Genomic DNA, 19,945 nt, shown 5'->3' with positions numbered 1-19,945 from the left:
GCGCCGAAAAACTCGATTGTGCTACGAGATTGTGTGGCGGATCGTTGCTCCCATGAGCACCGCCTCCTCCACCAGCTCCGCCTCCACCGGCCCCCTCTCCGCCCACCCCGCTTCCACCGGCGCCCGTGCACCGGCCGGGGCCGCGCCGCGAGCCCGTCTCGACTGGCGGCTGCGCTTCGCCGCGCTCTCCCTGATCTGGGGCTTCAGCTTCCTGCTGATCAAGGTGGGTACCGACGGCTACGCCCCCTTCCAGGTCACGCTGGGGCGGCTGGTGTTCGGCACGGCCGTACTCGCGGTCGCGATGGCGGTGAAGCGGGAGCGGTTGCCGCGAGGGGTGCGGACCTGGGGGCATCTGGCGGTCGCCGCGTTCCTGCTCAACGCACTGCCGTTCTCCCTGTTCGCGTACTCCGAGCTGACGATCCCGTCCACGCTGGCGGGCATCTGCAACGCGACCTCGCCGCTGTGGGGGATGGCCCTGTCCCTGGTCGCCCTCTCGGAGGACCGGCCGACCCGGGTCAGGGTCGCCGGGCTCGGGATCGGCTTCCTCGGCGTCCTGACCGTGCTCGGGGCATGGCAGGGCTTTCACGGGCTGGACGCCACGGGTACGGCGATGGCGCTGCTGGCCTCTTTGAGCTACCCGATCGGCTGGATATACGTCCGGCGCACGCTGGCCGGCTCCGGTGAGTCGCATCTGTCCCTCACCGGTGCCCAGTTGTTGCTCGCCTCGGTACAACTCGCCGTCGTGACCCCGGTGTTCACTTCCGCGCCGACCCGCTTTCCGGTGCTGCCGCTGCTCGCGATCGTGGCGCTGGGGGCGCTCGGTACGGGGCTCGCGGTTCTGATTCAGTACGGGCTGGTCGCGGAGGTCGGACCGACCACGGCTCAGATGGTCACGTACTTCATTCCTGTCATCGCCACGGCTGCGGGGGTCGCCGTGCTCGGTGAATCGTTGAGCTGGTCCACGCCGGTGGGTGCGGTGATCGTCCTTGTGGGGGCGGCGCTCACTCAGGTGAAGCGGGCCGCCTGATGCGGTGGTCGAGCAGGTCGGCAATGCCTCGCCACGTCCGGGGCCTGCCGTTCGGATCAAGCCGGCGTCCGAACGGCAGCCCCTAGGCGTAGCCCCTGGGCGGCGCCGAAGCCACCGCCGTCGCCACCGCGTCGGCCAGCGGGGCGATCTCGTCCGCGGCCAGGGTCGCGACGGTGATCCTGATTCCGGGTGGAGCGCTCATCCGGAATCGGGCGCCCGGCGCCACCGCCCAGCCGGCGTGCAGCAGTCGGGCCACTGCACCCGTCTCGTCGGGTACCGGGATCCACACGTTCATGCCACTGCGGCCGTGTGCCGTGATCCCCCGCTCCGCAAGCGCGGCGATGAGTGCGTCGCGGCGAGCGGCGTACGCCGCTGCCACCGTCGTGGGGTCGACGGCGCCCTCGGCCCACAGCCGCACCAGGGCCCGCTGGCCGATGCGGCTCACCCAGCCGGGACCGAGGCGCTGGCGGCCGCGCACCCGGTCGACGGTGACGGGGTCGCCGGTGAAGACGGCGAGCCGCAGGTCGGGGCCGTAGGCCTTGGCGGCCGAGCGGACGAAGGCCCAGCTGCGGGTGGTGCCGGCGAGGGCGTGCAGCGGCAGGTCGACGATGCCGTGGCCGTGGTCGTCCTCGATGAGCAGCATGTCCGGGTGGTGCGTCAGCACGGAGCGCAGGGCACGCGCGCGTGCGGCGGTCACGACCGCGCCCGTCGGGTTCTGCGCCCGGTTGGTGACGATCAGGGCGCGTGCTCCCGCCCCCAGGGCCCGGCGCACGTCGTCCGGCAGCGGGCCCTCGTCGTCCACGCCGACGGGGGCCGTCCGCAGCCCGACCGCCGGGACGAGGTCGAGCAGGCTGCCCCAGCCGGGGTCCTCGACGGCGACGGTGTCGCCGGGCTTGAGGTGGGCCGCGAGGACCCGTTCGATCACGTCGAGCGAGCCGGAGGCGACGGCGATCGGACCGGCCGCGACGCCGTCTGCGTCGAACGCGGCCCGCGCGCTGCGCGCCAGCTCGGGGTCCACGGCCTCGTCCCCGTACATGACGGGTTCCCGGTCGTTCTGCTCGGCGGCCGCCGCGAACGCCTTGGCCAGGGGCGGCAGCAGTGCGGGGTCCGGGTTGCCTGCGGCCACGTTCCGCACCCCCTCCGGCACGTCCACCCGGATGGATTCACGCCCGGTCGTGGCCGGCTTGGGGCGCACCCGGCTGCCCCGGCGCCCGGCGGTCTCGATGACCCCGCGCTCCCGCAGGATCCGGTAGGCGGCCGCGACCGTATTGGGATTGACGCCCAGCTCCACCGCCAACTCCCGCATGGGTGGCAGAAGTTGCCCCGGTTCCAGCTCACCGGCACCCACCGCACGCTCGACGCTCGACGCAATGTCCGCTGCGCGACGCCCTTCGATCCGATATCCTTCTAGCACAAAGCAGATTATGCACTAGTGCAATACAGATCGCAAGACGTATCGCAAGGGAGACCGAAATGCAGGGGACCACAGAGCCGACGCAGCAGCCCGCCGCCTATCCGGCGACCGACCGCACGGTCCCCACGCGCTCCCCGGACCGGGCCTCGTACGACAAGGAGCTCGTGCACGCGATACTCGACGAGGCCTATGTCTGCCACCTCGGCTTCGTCCGCGACGGCGCTCCGGTCGTGCTGCCCACGCTGTTCGCCCGGGTCGGCGAGACGCTGTACGTCCACGGCTCGACGGGTTCGCGCCCGCTGCGGATGACCGGCCGGGCCGACCCGGGCCTGCCGGTGTGCCTGACGGTCACGCATGTCGACGCGCTGATCCTTGCCCGCTCGGCCTTCCACCACTCGATCAACTACCGGTCCGTGGTGGTGCACGGAACCGCGTACGACGTGACGGACGCGCAGGAGAAGCGCACCGCGCTCGACGCGCTCGTCGACCACGTCGTGGCCGGCCGGTCCCGGGACTCACGGCCCGCCGACAAGAAGGAACTGGCCGCCACCGCCGTCATCCGCCTCGACCTCGACGAGGTCTCGGCCAAGCTCCGCACCGGCGGCGTGAACGACGAGCCCGAGGACCTCGCCCTCCCCCACTGGGCCGGTGTCGTCCCCCTGCGCAAGGGCTACGACGCGCCCGTCGGCGACCCCGAACTGGCCCCCGGCACCGAACTCCCGCCCTACCTCAAGGCCCTGTGATGCTGATACACCCCTGGGACGCGCCCCGCGACGACACCGAGTGGCAGCGGTGGCTGGCCGTCCACGACTTCGGGCACCTCGTCGTCAACGGCCCGGACGGCGAGCCGCCGTTCGCCCAGCCCCTGCACTTCGCGTACGACGCCGAGCGCGGCGAGGTCGTCACCCACCTGGCCCGCCCGAACCCGATGTGGCCGGCACTGCTGGCGCACCCCGAGGTCGTGCTGAGCGTGGTCGACGACTACGCGTACGTCCCCGGGCCGTGGCAGGCGGCACCGGACCAGGCACCCGAGCACGGCGAACCGACCAGCTTCTACGCGGCGGTCCAACTCCGCTGCCGGGCCCATGTCGTGGACGACCCGGCCAAGAAGGCCGAGTTGCTCAACCGCCAGGTCGGCCACTTCCAGCCGGAGGGAGGCTCGGCGGAGGTGGCGGTCGGCGAGGCCCCGTTCGGCAGGCTGTTGGCCGGCGTCCGCGGGCTGCGGCTCGAAGTCACCGGCGTGCGCGCCAAGTTCAAGTACGCGGGCAGACGCACCGCGGAGGTGCAGGACCGGATCGCCGCGAAGCTGACGGACCGGGCCGGTCCGGGTGACGCGGCGGCTCGTGAGCACCTGCTGCGCCGGCGCGCGGTCTGAGGGAGCGGTCGCTCGACGACCCTCCACCCACCCGTGGGGGCCTGCACCGAGCGGTGCAGGCCCCTCGCGCGCACGCGGGCAGCCGCCGCGCGCCCCGGGCCTCCGCCACCGCGAGCCCCGTGACGGACCCGAGCATCAGCAGGGTGCCGGCGAGGATCGGTGCCGTCAGGTGTTCGCCGAGCAGGACGACGGCCGGCACGGCAGCGCCGACCGGCTCCAGCAGCATGATCACGGACACGGTGGCCGACCGTACGGCGGCCGCGCCCGCGAAGTAGAGGGCGTACGCGAGGGCGGTGGGGACGGCCGCGATGTACGCCGGCAGCCAGCCGAGCCGTACGGGTTCGGCCGTGTGCGGCACGAGTCCCTCGGCGAGGGCGAACGGCAGCAGGCACAGGCCGGTGACCGCGAAGGACCGCACGGACGTACTGGCGGCGTCGGCCCCGCCGTCGCGGCCCCACTTCCGGGTCAGCAGGGTCATCACGGAGTACCCGGCCGCGGACACGAGCGCGAGCAGCACGCCCCACGGCCGTAACGGTCGCGCCCTCGCCGCCGAGGGCCGGCAGCGCGAGCCCGACAAGCGCGTCGGCCACGGCAACGACGCCCCCGCGACCCAGCCGCTCCCCCAGCGTCAGCCGGGCGCCGAGCGCGATGAAGACGGGGCCTGCGCCGAGGGTGACCACCGTGCCCACGGCGAGTCCGGTGACGTCGACGGCGGCGAAGTACGCCGTCTGGAACACGGCGAGCCCGACGCCGGTGGCCCCGGCCCGCAGCGCCTTGCGGCCGATGGGTTCGGCTGCGACGGCCTGCGCATGGGCACGCACGCGTGGCTGCAGGAGGCGGACGGCCGGCAGCAGCACGAAACCGATCGCGCAACGCCAGAAGGAGAGGGCGACCGGTCCCATGTCACTGGCGCGGTAGACCGGGGAGGCGGCGGCGCCCGCGGTGCCCCGGGCGGCACCGGCGACGATCAGACAGAGAAGGCCACGCCCGATGGGCAGGCCGGAGACAGCGGTGTTCGACACGAGTTTTTCTCCGCAGACATGCAGAAGTGCTGGGAGGAGCCCGGCTCAGCGGGATCCGTGGACTTCGTCTGCGGGCAGCACCGTTCCGCCCGGCGTGACGCCGGGCAGGCGTTCCGGAAGGCCCGCCTCAGGCGGCCGGAGGCGGAAGAACGAGTGCCGTGGAGTGCATGGTCCGGACCCTACGCGGCCGGCTCTCGGGCCGACAGATCCCTTTCCGGACCGCCGCTCGCCACCGGCTCCGGGGAGCCCTTCGCGGGCGCCGACGACTGCGCGATGAAGGCGCCGGCCAGGACGACCGCGCCACCGATGATCTGCGGCGCGGAAAGGTGCTCGCCGAGCAGGAACCAGGCGAGGACGGTCGCGATGACCGCTTCGAGGCACGCGACGACGCCGGCGACCTGCGGGGAGAGCCTGCGTACGGAGACGACTCCGGTGACGTACGCGATGACCGTGGCGACCAGGACGATCCAGGACAGCAGGAGGACGGCCGCCACCGGGGTGCCGTCCATGTGCGCGGTGCCGCCGAGCACGGACCAGTCCATCGTCCAGGGGCGGGCCACCACGGTGAGTACGCCGGCACCGATCAGGAGGCCGTACGCGATCACTCCGAGCGGGTCGGGGGCGTCGGCGCCGGAGTCGCTGCCCTGGTCGGACAGGACGAAGTAGCCGACCTGGCAGCAGGCGGCGCCGAGGGCGAGGAGCAGGCCGAGCGCGTCGAAGCTCAGCCCTGACCAGATCTCGACGACACAGGCGAGTCCGCCGACCGCGAGGACGACCCCGACCGCGGCGGCGGGCGTGACGGGCCGCCTCTGCACGAACCGCACCCAGCCGAGGACGAGCGCCGGGGCGAGGTACTCGACGAGCAGCGCGACCCCGACCGGGATACGGGATATCGAGGCGAAGTAGAAGGCCTGCACACCGGCCACGCCGAGCAGTCCGAACCCGGCGAGCAGGGCGGGGCGGCGGCGCAGCAGCGCGCGGTGGCGCACGGCGAGCGGCAGCATCACGAGGGCCGCGCCGGCGACCCGCAACCACACGACGTGCAGCGGGTCGAGCCCCGCCTCGATCAGTGGCTTGGCAGCGACGCCGGACCCTCCGAAGGCGACCGCGGAACCGAGCGCCAGACCGAGCCCGACGCCCTTGCCGCGGCCGGCCTGAATGTTTTCAGACATACGCACCGGCACATGATGACAGCCGATGACATGAGCGTCACCCCCAATGACACCTGTCTCAGCGGGTGGACGGAGGAGCCGCCTCGTGAGGGGGGCGTGGGTCGTGGTCACGACGGAGGTGTGAGTCAGGGATGCGCGGGCCTAGCAGGCGGGTTCGGCGCCGCCGACGTATTCGTCCCGTTGTTCGTCGATGCGGGTGCGCAGCGCGTCTGCGTCGATTCCGGCGCGGGCGAGCACCTCGACGGCGCGGGCCTGCGGGTCCACGACGATCGCCGCGAGGAGGTCGATGCCGCGGGCCTGTGTGTCGCCGCGCAGGGTGGCGCGTCGGCAGGCGTACTCCATCGCGCTCGCGGCCAGCGGGGAGAACCCGTCACCCGCCATCACCACGGGTACGCCGCCGGAGTCCTCGACGGCGCCCTGCCAGCGCAGGCCGTAGCCGATGGTGCGCTGGACGAGGTAGCCGAGGAGACGCGCGATCTGGGGTCCGTCGCCGAAGACGGCGTACACGTCCCGGTCGTGCTCAAGGAGCGAGTGCAGCAGATGGGCCGTGTCGATCTGCCGGTCCCCGTCCCTGACCGCGCGGCGGCGGGCGCCGGAGATCACCGCTGCCAGCTCGTCGCTGAGCCCGGCATCGTCCGCCGCGGCGTCCGGGCGACGGCAGTCCTGCTCCTGGGCCGACTGCCGGGGGATACGGGGTTGCACATCCCCTACCTCATCAACCACTTCGAGCCGAGTCATCCCCGAGGGGAAGCATTTGCGCGTCCCACACAGAGTGGACTCCGAAGGCCGGAATCTCCTCCTTACGGATGAGATCACGCCGAACGACGCTGATGGGCGCGCGCCGCCTTGCGGTGCACCTCGGTCGGCCTGTCCGGCGTCTCCACATTTTCTGACGGTTCATCAGTATTGAATGTTCCACGCCCCACGGCTACGTTCCGCGACACCGTAGCCCGAGACGAAGGGGTGGTCGCATGGCCGAAGTCAGCGCGGAGGCACGCATCGAGGCACCGGCCGAAAAGGTCTGGGCGCAGCTGACGGACTGGTCGTCATGGAGCCAGTGGAACGCCACCCACACCAGCTTCCCGGGCGGCGGCCCCGCAGCCCTCGAAGCGGGCGGGACCTTCCAGGAGAACATGAAGCTGATGGGGTTCCCGGCCGAGGTCGAGTGGACCATCGAGGAACTGGAGCCGGCACGGGTGCTCGCCATTCGCGGCAAGGGCCCGATGGCGGTGACCGTGGCGACGCGCTACACGCTGACCCCGGAGGGCGACAGCGCCACGACCGTGCGCATCGACGGGGAGTTCACGGGTGCGGCGGTGTCGTTGATGGCGGGCAAGCTCAAGGACTCGGCGACGGCGGCCCTGAACGAATCGCTGCGGAAGTTGGCGGGCCTGGTGACCTGAAGGCCCTCGCTGCGCACATGAAAGCGCCCCGCGGATCACTCCGCGGGGCGCCTTCAGCCAGTCCTCGTCCGACCGTCAGTCCTCGTCGGCGAGGATCAGGTACAGCCGCTTGCGGGCGTCGTTGATGACGGTCAGCGCCTTCTCGCGCTGCTCCTTGCTGCCCGTCTTCCAGACCTGCCCGAAGGCCTCCATCAGACCGAAGCCGGCCTGGCGGATCTCACCGAGGGCCTCCCAGTCGACACCGCGGGAGGCTTCCTCCCAGGGCGCCTCGGGCCCGGCCTCGGCCGCCTCGCGGCCCGCCTTCGTGAGCGAGAACAGCTTCTTGCCGCCCTCACTCTCACTGGCGATCAGGCCCTCGTCCTCCAGCAGCTGGAGGGTGGGGTACACCGAGCCCGGGCTGGGCTTCCAGGCCCCGCCGCTGCGCTCGGCGATCTCCTGGATCATCTCGTAGCCGTGCATGGGGCGGTCCTTCAGCAGGGCGAGGATCGACGCGCGCACATCACCGCGCCGCGCCCTCCCCCGCGGTCCGCCTCGACCACCCCTCGGCCCCCAGGGGCCGGGCCCGAATCCGGGCCCACCGAAACCGGGGCCCCCAGGGCCACCCGGCCCGAAGGGCCCGAAGGCGCCGCGAAGCCCCTCGAAGCCGCCTCGGCCGTGATGACCGTGTCCACCGTGTCCACGCTCGAATCCATGGGAACGCATCGCAATCACTCCATCCATCGTTGATCTGTCGCGATGGCTCAACGATATATCGGAACAGTTCGCTGGGCAAGAGTGGAGATGAGATGCGGTGGCGACCCCGAAATCGGTCCAGCACCCCGGAATTGGCCTTGGCCACCCCTCCGCACGCCCCCCTACCGTCTCCGTCATGCGGATTCGAATCGTCGATGCCTTCTCCGACCGCCCCTTCGGCGGCAACCCGGCCGGGGTCCTCCTCCTGGACGGCTCCCCCGAGGACAGCTGGCTCCAGAACGTGGCCATGGAGGTCAATCACGCCGAGACGGCGTTCGCCCACCCGTTGGAGGAGGGTGGGGAGGCGGACTGGGCGTTGCGGTGGTTCACGCCCGTCGCGGAGGTGGCGATGTGCGGGCACGCCACGCTCGCCACGGCCCACGTGCTGCACAGCACCGGCGCTCACGAGGGACCCGTCCGGTTCGCCACCCGCAGTGGCGTCCTCGTCGCCACGCCCTGCGAGGACGGCTCCATCACACTCGACTTCCCGACCGCCCCGCTCACCCCGGTCGACGTACCCGACGGGGTCGCGCAGGCGCTGGGCACCGAGCCGCTCGTGGCCTTCGACACGGGTCCGAACGTCGGCGACCTGCTCCTCGAAGTCACCGACGAGAAGACGGTCCGATCCCTGCGCCCCGACCTCAAGGCTCTCGGCGCCTACTCCGCGCGCGGCATCATCGCCACCGCCCGCGCCGAGGACCCCGCCCGCGGCTACGACTATGTCTCCCGCTGCTTCTTCCCGAACATCGGCATCGACGAGGACCCCGTCACCGGCAGCGCCCACACGGCCCTCGCGCCCTTCTGGTCCGAGCGCCTCGGGCGCGCCGACCTCACCGGCCTGCAGGCCTCCCGTCGCTCCGGCCGGGTCCGCACGGAACTGCGCGGCGACCGCACGCTGCTGAGCGGCCACGCGGTGACCGTCATCGAGGGGGAGCTGATCGCCTAGACGGCGTCGGCCGGCCGGCGAGTCGGCGGTGCGCGGTCCGGCCGGGCATGCCGAAGGGGGCGTACGACGGTCTCGTACGCCCCCTTCGGCATGTTCCGGCGACTGTCGACCTACAGCGCTGTCGGCCTGCCGACCGGCGTCACGCCGTAGGCAGCCACCCCACCTTCCCGGCCAGCAGCGCGTACCCCACGAACGCTCCTATGTCGAGCAGGGAATGCGCCACGACCAGCGGCCCCACCCGGCCCCAGCGCCGGTACAGGTAGACGAACACCACGCCCATCGCCATGTTGCCGAGGAAGCCGCCGATGCCCTGGTAGAGGTGGTACGAGCCGCGCAGTACGGAACTGGCCACCAGCGCGGTGCCTGGCGTCCAGCCCAACTGGTCCAGCCGGCGCAGCAGATAGCCGACGACGATGACCTCTTCGAGGATCGCGTTCTGCATCGCCGAGAGGATCAGCACCGGGTACTTCCACCACACGTCGGGCAGCGCCTCGGGCACCACGGTGAGGTTGAAGCCGAGGCCGCGAGCGGCCAGGTAGAAGGCGATTCCGGTGCTGCCGATCACCGCCGCGATGCCCGCGCCACGGCCGAGGTCCAGCCAGGGGCGAGTGCGGTCGAAGCCGAGGGTGCGCAGGCTCCGCCCCTCGCGCATCAGGAAGTGCGCGACGAGCGCGACGGGGATCAGGGCGGTGGTGATCCCGAACAGCTGCCAGGCGAGATCCAGCCAGGGGCGGCCGGGCGCGGCCGAGGCGTTGAGCGTGGCCGCCTGGTCCTTGAGGCCCCCCGGTTTGGTGACCGAGCCGACAAAACTGATCAGGGCGGACACACCACTCGCACCGAGCGAAAGCCCCAGAACAAGCAGCGTCTCATCACGGAAGATCCGTCGCGAGGGCCGCTCATGCGGAAAAGAATCGGCCACGGGGCCTGCCTCGCCCTGCACACCTGCCTCCAGTTGAGTAATCCCGCCTCATCCTCATCGCCACCCCGCTAGGGTCTCGAATGCACTTACGAAGACCGTGCGCGACAGGCCGTTGGGGGGACGGGCGCCGTACGGGGCGTACCGCCCCTTTGCCTGCCATACGGCCGGACTCCGGCACGGGGTTCAGCAGGGCAACAGGGAGGGGCACCACCGTCATGGGACGTCACAGCTTGCCCGATCAGTATGGGGCGGGCGGCAGCGACCCCCGTCGACCCGGCCTCCGTCGACGCGCACGCCGCCGCACGGTGGTCATCGCGACCGCCCTCGTCCTGACCGTCGCCGGCGGTACGGCCGTCGCGGTCAGGGGCGGGTTGCTCTCCTTCGGCTCCTCCTGCCAGGACGACCCGGTACGACTCACCGTCGCCGTCTCCCCCGACCTGGCCCCGGCGCTGCAAACGGCGGCGAAGCAGGCCAGGGAGGCCGACCTCACCTCCGACGGGCGCTGCGTTGCCGTGACGGTGAGCGCTCGCGAGTCGTACGAGGTCGCGGACACGCTCCGGGCGGGCAAGGACCCCGACGCCGAGGTGTGGGTGCCGGACTCGGAGCTGTGGCTCCAGCGGCTCACGGCGGACGGCGGCACGTCCGCCGTCTCCACGGTGGGCCATGTCGCCTCCACGCCGGTCGGGGTGGCGATGGTGCCCGCGGCCGCGAAGTCGCTGGGGTGGCCGAAGGAGACGTACAGCTGGCTGGAGCTGGCCGGCGCCCGCCTGCGCGACGACTCGCTCCGGCTCGGTGCGGCCGACCCCGCGCGCAGCGCGAGCGGGCTGCTCGCCCTCACGCAACTGAGCACGGCCGCCGCCGCGGGCGAGGGCGGGGACACGCAGGCCGCGGCGCTGATGAAGGCGCTGTCGCAACGTGTCTCCGACAGCGACGGCCAGGTGCTGGAGACCCTGCCGCGCGACGCCTCGGGCACCGAGCTGGGCAACCCGAAACGCAATCAGGCGCTGGTCGTGAGCGAGCAGGCGGCGCACATGTACAACTCCGGGACGGACAGCGGCAGCAGCCTGGACTTCTTCTATCCGCAGGACGGCTCGCCCCGCCTCGACTACCCGTACGCCCTCCTCGACCAGACAGGGCTGACGACCGACGAGAGCCGGGCCGCGATCCGGTTCATGAGCTACCTCGGCGACGCTCGGCAGCGGCGGCTGCTGGAGCGGCACGGTTTCAGGACGTCCGACGACGCGGCGCCGCCCGACGCCCTGGTCACCCGGGCAGGCGGCAGCAGCCCGCAGCCGTACGCGGAGCCGGCGGGCCGGCCGGCCTCGGCGGTCGCGGTCCAGGAGACGCTCGGCGTGTGGACGATCACCGTGCAGAGTGCGCGGATCACCACGGTCGTGGACGCCTCCGCATCCATGGCCCAGCCGGTGCCGGGCACCGAGCAGTCACGGATGGACGTCACCAAGGCATCGCTGCTGCAGGCTCTCGCCACGTTCACGTCCGACGACGAGATCGGCCTGTGGGACTTCTCCACCGAGCTGGACGGCGACAAGGACTACCGCGTCCTCGTGCCGACCGAGCGGCTCGGCGACGGGAACGGCGAGGGCGCGCAGCGCGAAAGGCTGTCGACGGCGTTCGGCAGCCTGGAGCCGGTACCCAACGGTGGGACCGGCCTGTACGACACCACGCTCGCCGCCTACAGGTCGGCGACCGGCTCCTACGCCAAGGGCAGGTTCAACGCCCTGGTCGTCCTCACCGACGGCAGGAACGAGGACCCGGGCAGCATCGCGCGCGCCGACCTCATCGCCCGCCTGGAGCGCCTCACCAACCCCGAGCGCCCGGTCCCCCTGATCATGATCGCCGTGGGTCCCGACGCCGACCGCGAGGAGGCCGACCGCATCGCCAGGGCGACGGGCGGCTCGGGCCACGAGGTGACGGACCCGTCCCAGATCCACTCGGTGATCCTGAAGGCCATCGTCGGGGCGGCGTCCCCGGGCGCCCCGGACTGACAGGCCCGCGCCCGCCAACCGCACCCGTCCCGCCGGGCCGTCACCCCAGGGGCACCGGCTCCAGCAGCCCCACCGGCCACGTGTGCACCGGATCTCCGCGGTGCATCAGCTCGCGGTACCGGCGCGTCGTCGCCGCCAGCGCAGCCTCTCGGGACAGACCCGACTCCAGGGCCCGGTGGAAGGTGGCCGCCTGCCAGGACGCGCCGTTCGTGCGCCTGCGGCATCGCTCCTCGATGACGCCCAGGTAGAAGTCCCGGTCCGCCGGCTCGACGCCCCACGCGTCCAGGCCGACCTCGGCGAGCGGCAGCAGTTCGTCGCGTACGAGGCTCACCGCATCGACCTCGGTCGTCCCGCCGTACCGCCCCCGCCGGGGCCAGCGCAGCCGCGCGTCGATGCCGTGCCTGCACGCCTCGTCGAAGTTGGCGGCCGCCGCCTCGAAGGGCAGCCTGGTCCACACGGGCCGCGTCTCTTCGGCGAGGGCGCGGACGACGCCGTAGTAGAACGCCGCGTTGGCGACGACGTCCGTGACGGTCGGCCCGGCGGGCAGCACGCGGTTCTCCACACGCAGGTGCGGGACGCCGTCGGCGATGCCGTAGACCGGCCGGTTCCAGCGGTACACGGTGCCGTTGTGCAGGACGAGTTCGGCGAGCGACGGTGTGCCGCCGGCGTTCAGGACCTCTAGAGGATCCTCGTCGTCGCAGATGGGCAGCAGGGCCGGGAAGAACCGCAGGTTCTCCTCGAAGAGGTCGTACGCCGAGGAGATCCACCGCTCCCCGAACCAGGTGCGCGGCCGCACGCCCTGGGCCTGGAGCTCGGGCGGGCGGGTGTCGGTGGACTGCTGGAACAGCGGTGGCCTCGACTCCCGCCACAGCTCGCGCCCGAAGAGGAACGGCGAGTTGGCCCCCACGGCGACCTGCGCGGCGGCGACCGCCTGGGCCGCGTTCCAGACGTCGGCGAAGCGGCCCGGGGTGACCTGGAGGTGCAGCTGCACGGAGGTGCAGGCGGCCTCCGGGGCTATGGAGCCCGAGGTGCACGTCAGGCGCTCCACACCGTCGATGTCGAGCGTGAACTCCTCACCGCGGGCCGCCACGATCTGGTCGTTGAGCAGGGTGTAGCGGTCGACGGCGGAGAGGTTCGAGGAGACCAGGTCGTCCCGGTCCAGCGTCGGCAGAATACCGATCATCACGATTCCGGCGTCGAGCTCACCCGCTTTTCGGTCGGCATATGCCAGTGACGTACGGAGCTCTTCGGCAAGCCGGTCGAATACCCGCTCCTGAAGCCGGTGCGGGGCGATGTTGACCTCCAGATTGAACATGGCGAGTTCTGTTTGGAAATCACGGCTCGCGATCCGCTCCAGTACCTGCATGTTCAACATTTTCGGCATGCCGTCCGCGCCGGCGAGATTCAATTCGATCTCCAGCCCCATGAGGTTCTTGGGGCGGTCGAACCGCTTCTCCTCCAGCAGCCGCTCCAGGCCCGTCAGACACTGCCGCAGCTTCTCGCGGTAGTGCTGGCGATCGGACAGATCGAACCGACCTGCCACGACCTTCTCCCCCATCGAAGCTTCCCTCCTCGGATAGCCGGCTCCGAGGCCCGCTCGGCGGATCCTGGATCCTGCCGCCCGGTCCCGGGTCAGGTGGGATGATGCCCAGCAGAAGCGATCGATAACGTCCCGCGTCGGCCCGGCGCCCGCTACGCTGTCGAACGTGACCGGCGGCACATTCACCGGGCATGGAGCACGGTGCAGTTGCGGACGGCTTCCGAACTCGTGAAAAACGCCGACGAGAATTGGCCGACCGCACGCGGGGTATTTTTCGAGGTCATAGGTGTATGGCCGGTCGGCAATCGGGATGATTCCCACAAAACACCGGCTGAATGGGCCCTTGCCGGGTGCGCCAAAAGCGGCTAGATGAAACATCGTCTGAACACTCGTCGTATAAACTCCGCAATCAAGGCAGAGGGTTGGCGCCCACGGTCCCGGGACCTGCCGTCAGGTCACGTAGGGCAGGCCTCACGCACCCCCCGCGCTCCCAGACCCCGGCCCCCGCCTCTCTGACCTCCGTGAGCAGACAGCGCCGTCCGCCCCCGCCACGCCCTCGCGCCACCGTGCCTGTCAATGAGAGGCGACCCACCATGCCGCTGCATGTTCCCCCGGCTCCCGCGCCCGCACTTCGCTCCGTCCTCACCGCACTCGGCTCGCCCACCGCGGTCCGCGAGGCCCGGACACCGTCCCTGCGTGCCGCCCAGGGCCCCGCCACACCCGAACTCCCGCTGCCCGTACACGTCGTGGACGAGATCACCCCGGCAGGCGTGACCGCGACCCGGCTGGCCGGCTGGCGCTTCCTGATCCGGTCCGGCGAACGAGCAGTGGCCGCGGCCGAGACCCGGCTGACCCCGGACGGCTGGGCGTTCTCGCACTTCTTCGAGGGCCCGTACATCGCCTCCACCGAGCGGGCACTGCGGCAGGCGGAGACGATCGCACAGCCCTACCAGCCGCGCCTGCTGTCGTTCCCCGGCCTCTACATGCTCACCCTTTGGCTGCACGGCGACTGCACCGCGGACGCCACCGCCGGCCACCCGGCCGCCACGGATCTCCTCGTGCCGCTGGCCCCCGCCCCGCCCGGCATCGCGGCCCATCGGCCGCACCTGGTCGCCGAGCTGCTCCCGGTGCTGACCCACCGGGCGACCCCGGCTCCGCTGCCCCCACTGCCTCCGCTGCTCGGCTCACCCGCCTGACAGCGCACCGCGCGAGCGCCCGTGTACCCCGCCGCCCCAATCCCGGGTTGCGGGGTACGCCGCTTTAAAACACGCGACACTCGACATCACTCGGCACTCGTACGAGCAGGAAAGCACTCGCCTGAGCGCACAATAGTCGAGCGCGCGAGAAAAGTATCGCTCGCGCGAGCGACAATGCGCTCGAACGAGCCACTCAGGGCCCTGGCCCGTCCGGACTAGCCCCATCCGACCACGGTGAACCACCCGAAATGACAGTGGAGTTGGGATGAACCGTCCGCGCGGGTGATGCGTCATCAACCTGTGAGAAAGCGGTGCTGCGAAATCCCTGCGGATTGACGCCCGTGGGGCAACACTGGGTTCCGACCGACTAATCACAACGGGGGGCGGCCATGAACGAAGCTTCACGCCGCGAAACAGAAGCCACAGCCATCTCGCACATCACGACAGAGCGAAAGATCCCATCCATGTGCCAGCACCAGCCACCGTGTCCCTCAGCCGACTCCGCCGACCGGGAATCCGCCCGTCTCGTGGCGCACCACCCGGAGCAGGGTTGGAGCCTGCTGTGCAACGGTGTCCTGCTCTTCGAGGACACCGGTGAGCTCCTGCCGGACGGCCAGATCATCGCCCCGCACCGTCCGCTGGGCACCGGCAAGGTGATGACCGCCGCGTAGCGCCTGCCGGCGGCACGCCGGAGAGGTCCTGCGGCACTACCGGGCGGAGCGATGACCGACGCCCGGCGTACTCCCAGGGGCCGGTCGCAGACCCTGACTGCGAGCCGGCCCCCACGTGTATCCAGGGGTGGTCACTCAGCGTAGTTCTCCGTGCGCCTGAGGCGGCGGCCCACCTACCTCAGCGCCTGCCGTATCGCGAAGTACGCCGGCTTCGGGCGCAGTTCCTCGTCCCACGGCAGCGCGGCACCCTCGCCCTCGAAGAACGCCGGGATCCAGGAGTACTTGTCGGTGTAGTCCCAGACGGTGATGCCCACACACCGGCGCACGGCCAGGCACGCAGCGGTCAGATCCCGGTACCACTCGGCCTGCTGGGCAAGCTTCTCCTTGGTCGCGGGCAGGATCATCCGGATGTCGACCTCGGTGAGCGCGGTGTCGAGCCCCAGCCCGGCGAAGCGCCGGAGGTTGTCCTCCAGCGTCGTCGGATAGCCGTACTGCAGGGCCAGGTGGGCCTGGAGGCCGATGCCGTCGAGTGGGACTCCCTGGGCCTTCAGCTCTTTGGCGAGACGGAAGTAGGCGTCGCTCTTCGGGCCGACCGCCTCGATGTTGTAGTCGTTGAGGTAGAGCTCGGCCTTCGGGTCGGCCTGGCGGGCCCAGCGCAGGGCGTCGGCGATGTAGCCGGGGCCGAGCGTCTTGTAGAAGACCGTCTCGCGGTAGGTGCCGTCCTCGTTGAAGGCCTCGTTGACGACGTCCCAGGCGAACACCTTGCCGCGGTAGTGCCGTACCTCCTTCTGGATGTGGTTCTTCAGTACGGCCCTCAGCTCGTCCGCCGTCCACTCCCGGTCCGTCAGCCAGCCGGGCAGCTGGCTGTGCCAGACGAGGGTGTGGCCGCGCACCTTCTGGTGGTCGGCACGGGCGAGGTTCACGATCTCGTCGCCCTTCGAGAAGTCGAACACACCCTGCTGGGGCTCGGTGGCGTACCACTTCATGCCGTTGCCGGGGGTGATCTGGTCGAACTCGCTGCCGAGGAGCGCCTTGTACGGCCCGTCGACCAGCTCGGGGTTGTCGGTCGCGCTGCCGAAGTAGCGGCCGTGGCGCTGGGCGAGGTCGGCGAGGGTGGGCGGCTTGCCGTGGGCCTGGGCTGCCGGGCCGCTCGCGGCGCCCGCGATGACCAGGACGGCGGCGAGGGCGCCGGCGAGTCTCAGACGGTTCTTGCGCATGGTGCGACTCCTCACGTAGCGGCGGTGTGTTGCGCCGTACGTCCGCCTGCGCGCGTCAACCCTTGGTCGCACCGGCGGTGAGGCCGCCGACTAGCTGGCGCTCGGCGACCGAGTAGAAGGCGAGGGCGGGGACCATGGCCAGCACCAGGTAGGCGAAGACGCGGGCGTAGTCCGCGGAGTACTGACCCTGGAACTGCTGGACGCCGATCGGGATGGTCCACCACGTGGAGTCGGTGAACACCAGCAGCGGCAGGAAGAAGTTGTTCCAGCTGGTGACGACGGCGAGGACCGAGACCGTGCCCAGCGCCGGCCGCGCCATGGGCAGCAGCACCCGCCAGAAGAAGCCGAGGGGGCTGCACCCGTCGAGCGTGGCCGCCTCCTCCAACTCGCCGGGGATCTCCCGGAAGAAGCCGCGCAGGATGATGATGGTCATCGGCAGCCCGAAGGCGGCCTGCGGAAGGATCACGCCGAGCGGGTTGTCCAGCAGGCCCAGGGAGCGCAGCAGCAGGAACAGGGGCAGGGCCGCGACCGCGAAGGGGAACATCAGCCCCATCGTGAAGAGGGTGAACAGCGTCTCCCGGCCCCGGAAGGCGAACCGCGCGAAGGAGAAGGCCGAGAGCGCCGAGACCGCCACGACCAGGACGGTCGTCCCCACCGCGATCAGCGTGCTGTTGCCGATCAGCCGCCAGAAGTCCCCCGATCCGAGGATGTCCGTGTAGTTGCCGGCCACCCACGACTCCGGCAGTCCGACCGGGTTGCGGGACAACTCGTCGGTGGACTTGAAGCCGGACACGACGGCGTAGAGCAGCGGCACGACCATCACGGCGCCGACCACCAAGAGGATCACGTGCACCGGCAGACTCTTCCTGCCGGTCTTCCTGCCCGTCTTCCTGCCGGACCCGGCCGTCACTTGGCGCCTCCCCGCATGGTCGTGGTGGCCCCTTCGAGGTCGCGGCGGAGCACGAACCGCTGGTAGGCGAGGGCGAAGACGAGGCTGATGCCGAACATGACCACGCTGATCGCGCTGGCGTAGCCGACCTGGTAGCGCTTGAAGCCGTACTGGAACATGGTCACGGCCATCGTCTCGGAGTGGTGGTCGGGACCGCCCGCGGTGGTCACCCAGACCAGGTCGAAGAGCTGGATCGACCCGATGACGGACAGGAACACGCTGATCCGCAGGGTGGGCGCGAGCAGCGGCAGCGTGACGCTGCAGAAGCGCTGCCAGGCGTTCGCGCCGTCGATCAGCGCGGCCTCGGTCAACTCGGTGGGGATGGACTGGAGTCCGGCGAGGTAGAGCATCATGTGGAAGCCGAAGTACTTCCACGTCATGACCAGGAAGAGCGTGGCCATGACGGTGGACGGGTCGGCGAACCACTCGCCGCCGAGCCCGTCGAGGCCGATGTGGCCCAGGATCTGGTCGGCGAAGCCGTCGTCGGGGGCGAAGATCATGCCGAACAGGACGCCGGTGATGGCCTCGGACAGGACGTACGGCCCGAAGAACAGCATCCGGTAGAAGGCCCGGCCGCGCAGCTTCTGGTTGAGCAGTACGGCCATGGCGAGCGCGAACGGCAGCTGGACGGCGAGCGACAGCACGACCAGGACCAGACAGCGCCACAGGTCACCGAGGAAGACGGGGTCCTGGAAGAGCCGGGTGAAGTTGTCGGCGCCGATGTAGTCGGACGGCATGCCGAAGCCGCCCCAGCGGAAGAAGGCGGCATACAGCGCGAACAGCATCGGCAGCAGCACCAGGACGACGAACAGCACCAGCGCGGGCACCTGGAAGCCGACCGCGGTGAGCCAGTGCAGCGCTCGACGCCGGGACCGCCCGCGGGCCGCGCCGTTGGGCGGGGGCGGGCGATCGACGCCGGTGCCGGTGCGCTTGTCCGGCAGGAACGTGGAGGTCATCGCCGGCTACTGCTCTTCCTTCGCGGTCTGCGTGATCGACTCGGCGACCTGCTGGGGTGACTTGGACCCGGCGACGAGCGCGCCGACGCTGTCGTTGACCTCCTGGCCGACGGCGGGCGCGTAGGCCTGGTCGAGATAGAGCTGGAAGCCGGTGGTGCCCTTCAACTGCGCCTGTACGGCCTTGATGTTGGGGTCGGTGAGGGCGCTCTCGGCCGCCGGGACCACCGGCAGGACGCCGGTCTTCTTGACGAGCTCCACGTCCGTCGCCTCGGAGGCGAAGAACTTCAGGAAGTCGACGGCGGCCTGCGGAGCCCCGCTGCGCAGGGCGTGCCCGCCACCCCCGCCGAACACCTCGGTGATCGTGCCCTTGCCGCCGTCCACCGCGGGGAACGGGAAGAACCCGAGATCGTCACCGAGGCCCTTGCCGGCGTCGGCCTGGACGACCGGGGCCCACTGGCCCATGAGCTCCATCGCCGCCTTGCCATTGCCGACGGCAGCGGCCTGACCGGTGGGGGTGGAGTAGGCGGCGCCGAGGAAGCCCTTCTGGAACGGCTGGAGGTCGACGAGCTCCTGGAGGTGCCGGCCGGCCTGCACGAAGGGGTCGCCGGTGAAGTCCTTGTCGTCGTACGCCTTCTGGAGGGCCGAGGCGCCCGCGGTGCGCATCGAGAGGTACGCCCAGTAGTACATGCCGGGCCACTTCTCCTTGCCCGCGAGGGCGAGCGGCGTGGTGCCCTTGGCCTTCAACTTCCGTACGGCGTCGAGGAAGTCGCTCCAGGTCGTCGGCGGCTCGGTGATGCCCGCGTCCTCGAAGAGGGCCTTGTTGTACCAGAAGCCGACCATGCCGATGTCGAACGGGATGCCGTAGAGCTTCTCGTCGAGGAGGTACGGCTCCTTCGCGACCGGCAGCAGGCCGTCGGCGAAGTCCTGGGTGCGGTCGGTGAGGTCCTCGACGAGCCCGGCGTCGGCCTGCTGCTTCAGGACGCCGCCGCCCCAGGTGTGGAAGATGTCGGGCAGCTTCCCGGACGCGGTCAGGGCCGTCATCTTCGACTTGTAGGCGTCGTTCTCCAACTGGACGATCTTTATCTTCACCTTGGGGTTCTGGGCCTCGAACTTCTTGGCCAGTGCCGCCCAGACGCTCTTCGTCGGCTCGGTGGTGGAGATGTTCCACCACTCGATGGTGGTCGTGCCGTCCGACGCCCCTCCGTCCGAGTCGCCACCGCAACCGCTCAGTGCCGTCATGCCCACACCGGCCCCGGCGGAGGCCGCCAGGAAGCCGCGGCGGGACAGTCCCGGGTCGCCCATCATGCGCTCCTTGGGTACGGGACGGCGCGTCCATGGCCACACCGTCCGTTGCATCGAAAGTTTCGGAATGGATCCAGAAAGCTTCGTTGCTGCCGCAC

At 70.8% G+C, this 19,945-nt stretch carries 18 protein-coding genes and 1 pseudogene; 8 read left to right on the top strand and 11 right to left on the bottom strand.

Annotated features, from left to right (window positions below; all coding sequences use genetic code 11):
• Positions 1-16: 16 nt before the first annotated feature.
• A complete protein-coding gene (locus OG331_RS40390; RefSeq protein WP_406206192.1) occupies positions 17-1,027 on the top strand; it encodes a DMT family transporter in 1,011 nt (336 codons plus the stop codon).
• An 82-nt stretch (positions 1,028-1,109) separates the two neighbouring features.
• Here OG331_RS40390 and OG331_RS40385 read toward each other — a convergent pair whose 3' ends face one another.
• Complete coding sequence (locus OG331_RS40385) at positions 1,110-2,441, bottom strand: aminotransferase class I/II-fold pyridoxal phosphate-dependent enzyme (protein WP_406206190.1); 1,332 nt, start codon at positions 2,439-2,441, stop codon at positions 1,110-1,112.
• Positions 2,442-2,500: 59 nt separating this feature from the next.
• Between OG331_RS40385 and OG331_RS40380 the strand changes: the two genes are divergently transcribed.
• Together OG331_RS40380 and OG331_RS40375 are read left to right on the top strand one after the other, a co-directional pair.
• Positions 2,501-3,184: a pyridoxamine 5'-phosphate oxidase family protein gene (locus OG331_RS40380; RefSeq protein ID WP_406206187.1), complete on the top strand. Its 684-nt coding sequence runs from the start codon at positions 2,501-2,503 to the stop codon at positions 3,182-3,184.
• On the top strand, positions 3,184-3,816 hold the full coding sequence (locus tag OG331_RS40375) for an FMN-binding negative transcriptional regulator (protein ID WP_406206184.1): 633 nt from the start codon (positions 3,184-3,186) through the stop codon (positions 3,814-3,816). Before OG331_RS40380 ends, OG331_RS40375 begins: the two co-directional genes overlap by 1 nt.
• A gap of 88 nt (positions 3,817-3,904) precedes the next feature.
• On the opposite strand, the pseudogene OG331_RS40370 reads toward OG331_RS40375, so the two are convergent.
• The 3 genes and pseudogenes from OG331_RS40370 to OG331_RS40360 form a co-directional block, all read right to left on the bottom strand.
• Positions 3,905-4,838: pseudogene (locus OG331_RS40370) on the bottom strand (DMT family transporter); the annotation flags it as partial.
• Positions 4,839-5,017: 179 nt separating this feature from the next.
• A complete protein-coding gene (locus OG331_RS40365) occupies positions 5,018-6,010 on the bottom strand; it encodes an EamA family transporter (RefSeq protein WP_406206182.1) in 993 nt (330 codons plus the stop codon).
• A 141-nt stretch (positions 6,011-6,151) separates the two neighbouring features.
• On the bottom strand, positions 6,152-6,712 hold the full coding sequence (locus OG331_RS40360) for a Clp protease N-terminal domain-containing protein (protein ID WP_406206179.1): 561 nt from the start codon (positions 6,710-6,712) through the stop codon (positions 6,152-6,154).
• 269 nt (positions 6,713-6,981) lie between these two features.
• Here OG331_RS40360 and OG331_RS40355 point away from each other — a divergent pair, with 269 nt between their 5' ends.
• Positions 6,982-7,413, top strand: coding sequence for an SRPBCC family protein (locus OG331_RS40355; RefSeq protein ID WP_406206176.1), 432 nt, complete (start codon positions 6,982-6,984; stop codon positions 7,411-7,413).
• Between the two features lie 75 nt (positions 7,414-7,488).
• Here OG331_RS40355 and OG331_RS40350 read toward each other — a convergent pair whose 3' ends face one another.
• Positions 7,489-8,115, bottom strand: coding sequence for a PadR family transcriptional regulator (locus tag OG331_RS40350; protein WP_406206173.1), 627 nt, complete (start codon positions 8,113-8,115; stop codon positions 7,489-7,491).
• A 166-nt stretch (positions 8,116-8,281) separates the two neighbouring features.
• Between OG331_RS40350 and OG331_RS40345 the strand changes: the two genes are divergently transcribed.
• Positions 8,282-9,091 carry a PhzF family phenazine biosynthesis protein gene (locus OG331_RS40345; protein WP_406206171.1) on the top strand — a complete coding sequence of 270 codons (810 nt, stop codon included), beginning with the start codon at positions 8,282-8,284 and terminating at the stop codon, positions 9,089-9,091.
• A gap of 139 nt (positions 9,092-9,230) precedes the next feature.
• Here the strand turns inward: OG331_RS40345 and OG331_RS40340 are convergent, their stop codons facing one another.
• The gene (locus tag OG331_RS40340; protein ID WP_406206169.1) at positions 9,231-10,031 is read right to left on the bottom strand and encodes a CPBP family intramembrane glutamic endopeptidase; all 801 of its coding nucleotides are present in this window, start codon (positions 10,029-10,031) and stop codon (positions 9,231-9,233) included.
• 194 nt (positions 10,032-10,225) lie between these two features.
• On the opposite strand from OG331_RS40340, the gene OG331_RS40335 reads away from it, so the two are divergent.
• Positions 10,226-12,016, top strand: a complete 1,791-nt coding sequence (locus tag OG331_RS40335; RefSeq protein WP_406206167.1) for a substrate-binding and VWA domain-containing protein — start codon at positions 10,226-10,228, stop codon at positions 12,014-12,016.
• A gap of 40 nt (positions 12,017-12,056) precedes the next feature.
• Here OG331_RS40335 and OG331_RS40330 read toward each other — a convergent pair whose 3' ends face one another.
• On the bottom strand, positions 12,057-13,574 hold the full coding sequence (locus tag OG331_RS40330) for a glutamate--cysteine ligase (protein WP_406206165.1): 1,518 nt from the start codon (positions 13,572-13,574) through the stop codon (positions 12,057-12,059).
• Between the two features lie 575 nt (positions 13,575-14,149).
• On the opposite strand from OG331_RS40330, the gene OG331_RS40325 reads away from it, so the two are divergent.
• Positions 14,150-14,752 carry a hypothetical protein gene (locus OG331_RS40325; RefSeq protein WP_406206162.1) on the top strand — a complete coding sequence of 201 codons (603 nt, stop codon included), beginning with the start codon at positions 14,150-14,152 and terminating at the stop codon, positions 14,750-14,752.
• Between the two features lie 464 nt (positions 14,753-15,216).
• Complete coding sequence (locus tag OG331_RS40320) at positions 15,217-15,423, top strand: DUF5999 family protein (protein ID WP_030053671.1); 207 nt, start codon at positions 15,217-15,219, stop codon at positions 15,421-15,423.
• 173 nt (positions 15,424-15,596) lie between these two features.
• Here OG331_RS40320 and OG331_RS40315 read toward each other — a convergent pair whose 3' ends face one another.
• From OG331_RS40315 to OG331_RS40300, 4 genes are all read right to left on the bottom strand, one after another.
• Complete coding sequence (locus OG331_RS40315; protein WP_406206159.1) at positions 15,597-16,640, bottom strand: endo-1,4-beta-xylanase; 1,044 nt, start codon at positions 16,638-16,640, stop codon at positions 15,597-15,599.
• Between the two features lie 55 nt (positions 16,641-16,695).
• Entirely contained in the window at positions 16,696-17,460 is a 765-nt protein-coding gene (locus OG331_RS40310) for a carbohydrate ABC transporter permease (RefSeq protein WP_383234018.1), read from the bottom strand.
• Between the two features lie 86 nt (positions 17,461-17,546).
• Positions 17,547-18,545, bottom strand: coding sequence for a carbohydrate ABC transporter permease (locus OG331_RS40305; RefSeq protein WP_406206157.1), 999 nt, complete (start codon positions 18,543-18,545; stop codon positions 17,547-17,549).
• Positions 18,546-18,551: 6 nt separating this feature from the next.
• Positions 18,552-19,847, bottom strand: a complete 1,296-nt coding sequence (locus OG331_RS40300) for an extracellular solute-binding protein (RefSeq protein WP_406210626.1) — start codon at positions 19,845-19,847, stop codon at positions 18,552-18,554.
• Between the last annotated feature and the right edge of the window lie 98 nt (positions 19,848-19,945).

It is taken from the genome of Streptomyces sp. NBC_01017 (assembly GCF_045162795.1).
GTDB lineage: Bacteria > Actinomycetota > Actinomycetes > Streptomycetales > Streptomycetaceae > Streptomyces > Streptomyces machairae.
Note: the sequence above shows the minus strand (reverse complement) of the source record. Positions and strands in the feature narration are given on the sequence as shown.

Excerpts from the sequence above, each read along its gene's own strand:
- OG331_RS40355 (WP_406206176.1), top strand. The coding sequence starts at position 6,982 with ATGGCCGAAGTCAGCGCGGAGGCACGCATCGAGGCACCGGCCGAAAAG.
- OG331_RS40365 (WP_406206182.1), bottom strand. The coding sequence starts at position 6,010 with ATGTCTGAAAACATTCAGGCCGGCCGCGGCAAGGGCGTCGGGCTCGGT.
- OG331_RS40305 (WP_406206157.1), bottom strand. The coding sequence starts at position 18,545 with ATGACCTCCACGTTCCTGCCGGACAAGCGCACCGGCACCGGCGTCGAT.
- OG331_RS40315 (WP_406206159.1), bottom strand. The coding sequence starts at position 16,640 with ATGCGCAAGAACCGTCTGAGACTCGCCGGCGCCCTCGCCGCCGTCCTG.
- OG331_RS40325 (WP_406206162.1), top strand. The coding sequence starts at position 14,150 with ATGCCGCTGCATGTTCCCCCGGCTCCCGCGCCCGCACTTCGCTCCGTC.
- OG331_RS40350 (WP_406206173.1), bottom strand. The coding sequence starts at position 8,115 with ATGCGTTCCCATGGATTCGAGCGTGGACACGGTGGACACGGTCATCAC.
- OG331_RS40335 (WP_406206167.1), top strand. The coding sequence starts at position 10,226 with ATGGGACGTCACAGCTTGCCCGATCAGTATGGGGCGGGCGGCAGCGAC.
- OG331_RS40330 (WP_406206165.1), bottom strand. The coding sequence starts at position 13,574 with ATGGGGGAGAAGGTCGTGGCAGGTCGGTTCGATCTGTCCGATCGCCAG.
- OG331_RS40380 (WP_406206187.1), top strand. The coding sequence starts at position 2,501 with ATGCAGGGGACCACAGAGCCGACGCAGCAGCCCGCCGCCTATCCGGCG.
- OG331_RS40310 (WP_383234018.1), bottom strand. The coding sequence starts at position 17,460 with ATGGTCGTGCCGCTGCTCTACGCCGTCGTGTCCGGCTTCAAGTCCACC.
- OG331_RS40375 (WP_406206184.1), top strand. The coding sequence starts at position 3,184 with ATGCTGATACACCCCTGGGACGCGCCCCGCGACGACACCGAGTGGCAG.
- OG331_RS40320 (WP_030053671.1), top strand. The coding sequence starts at position 15,217 with ATGTGCCAGCACCAGCCACCGTGTCCCTCAGCCGACTCCGCCGACCGG.
- OG331_RS40345 (WP_406206171.1), top strand. The coding sequence starts at position 8,282 with ATGCGGATTCGAATCGTCGATGCCTTCTCCGACCGCCCCTTCGGCGGC.
- OG331_RS40300 (WP_406210626.1), bottom strand. The coding sequence starts at position 19,847 with ATGGGCGACCCGGGACTGTCCCGCCGCGGCTTCCTGGCGGCCTCCGCC.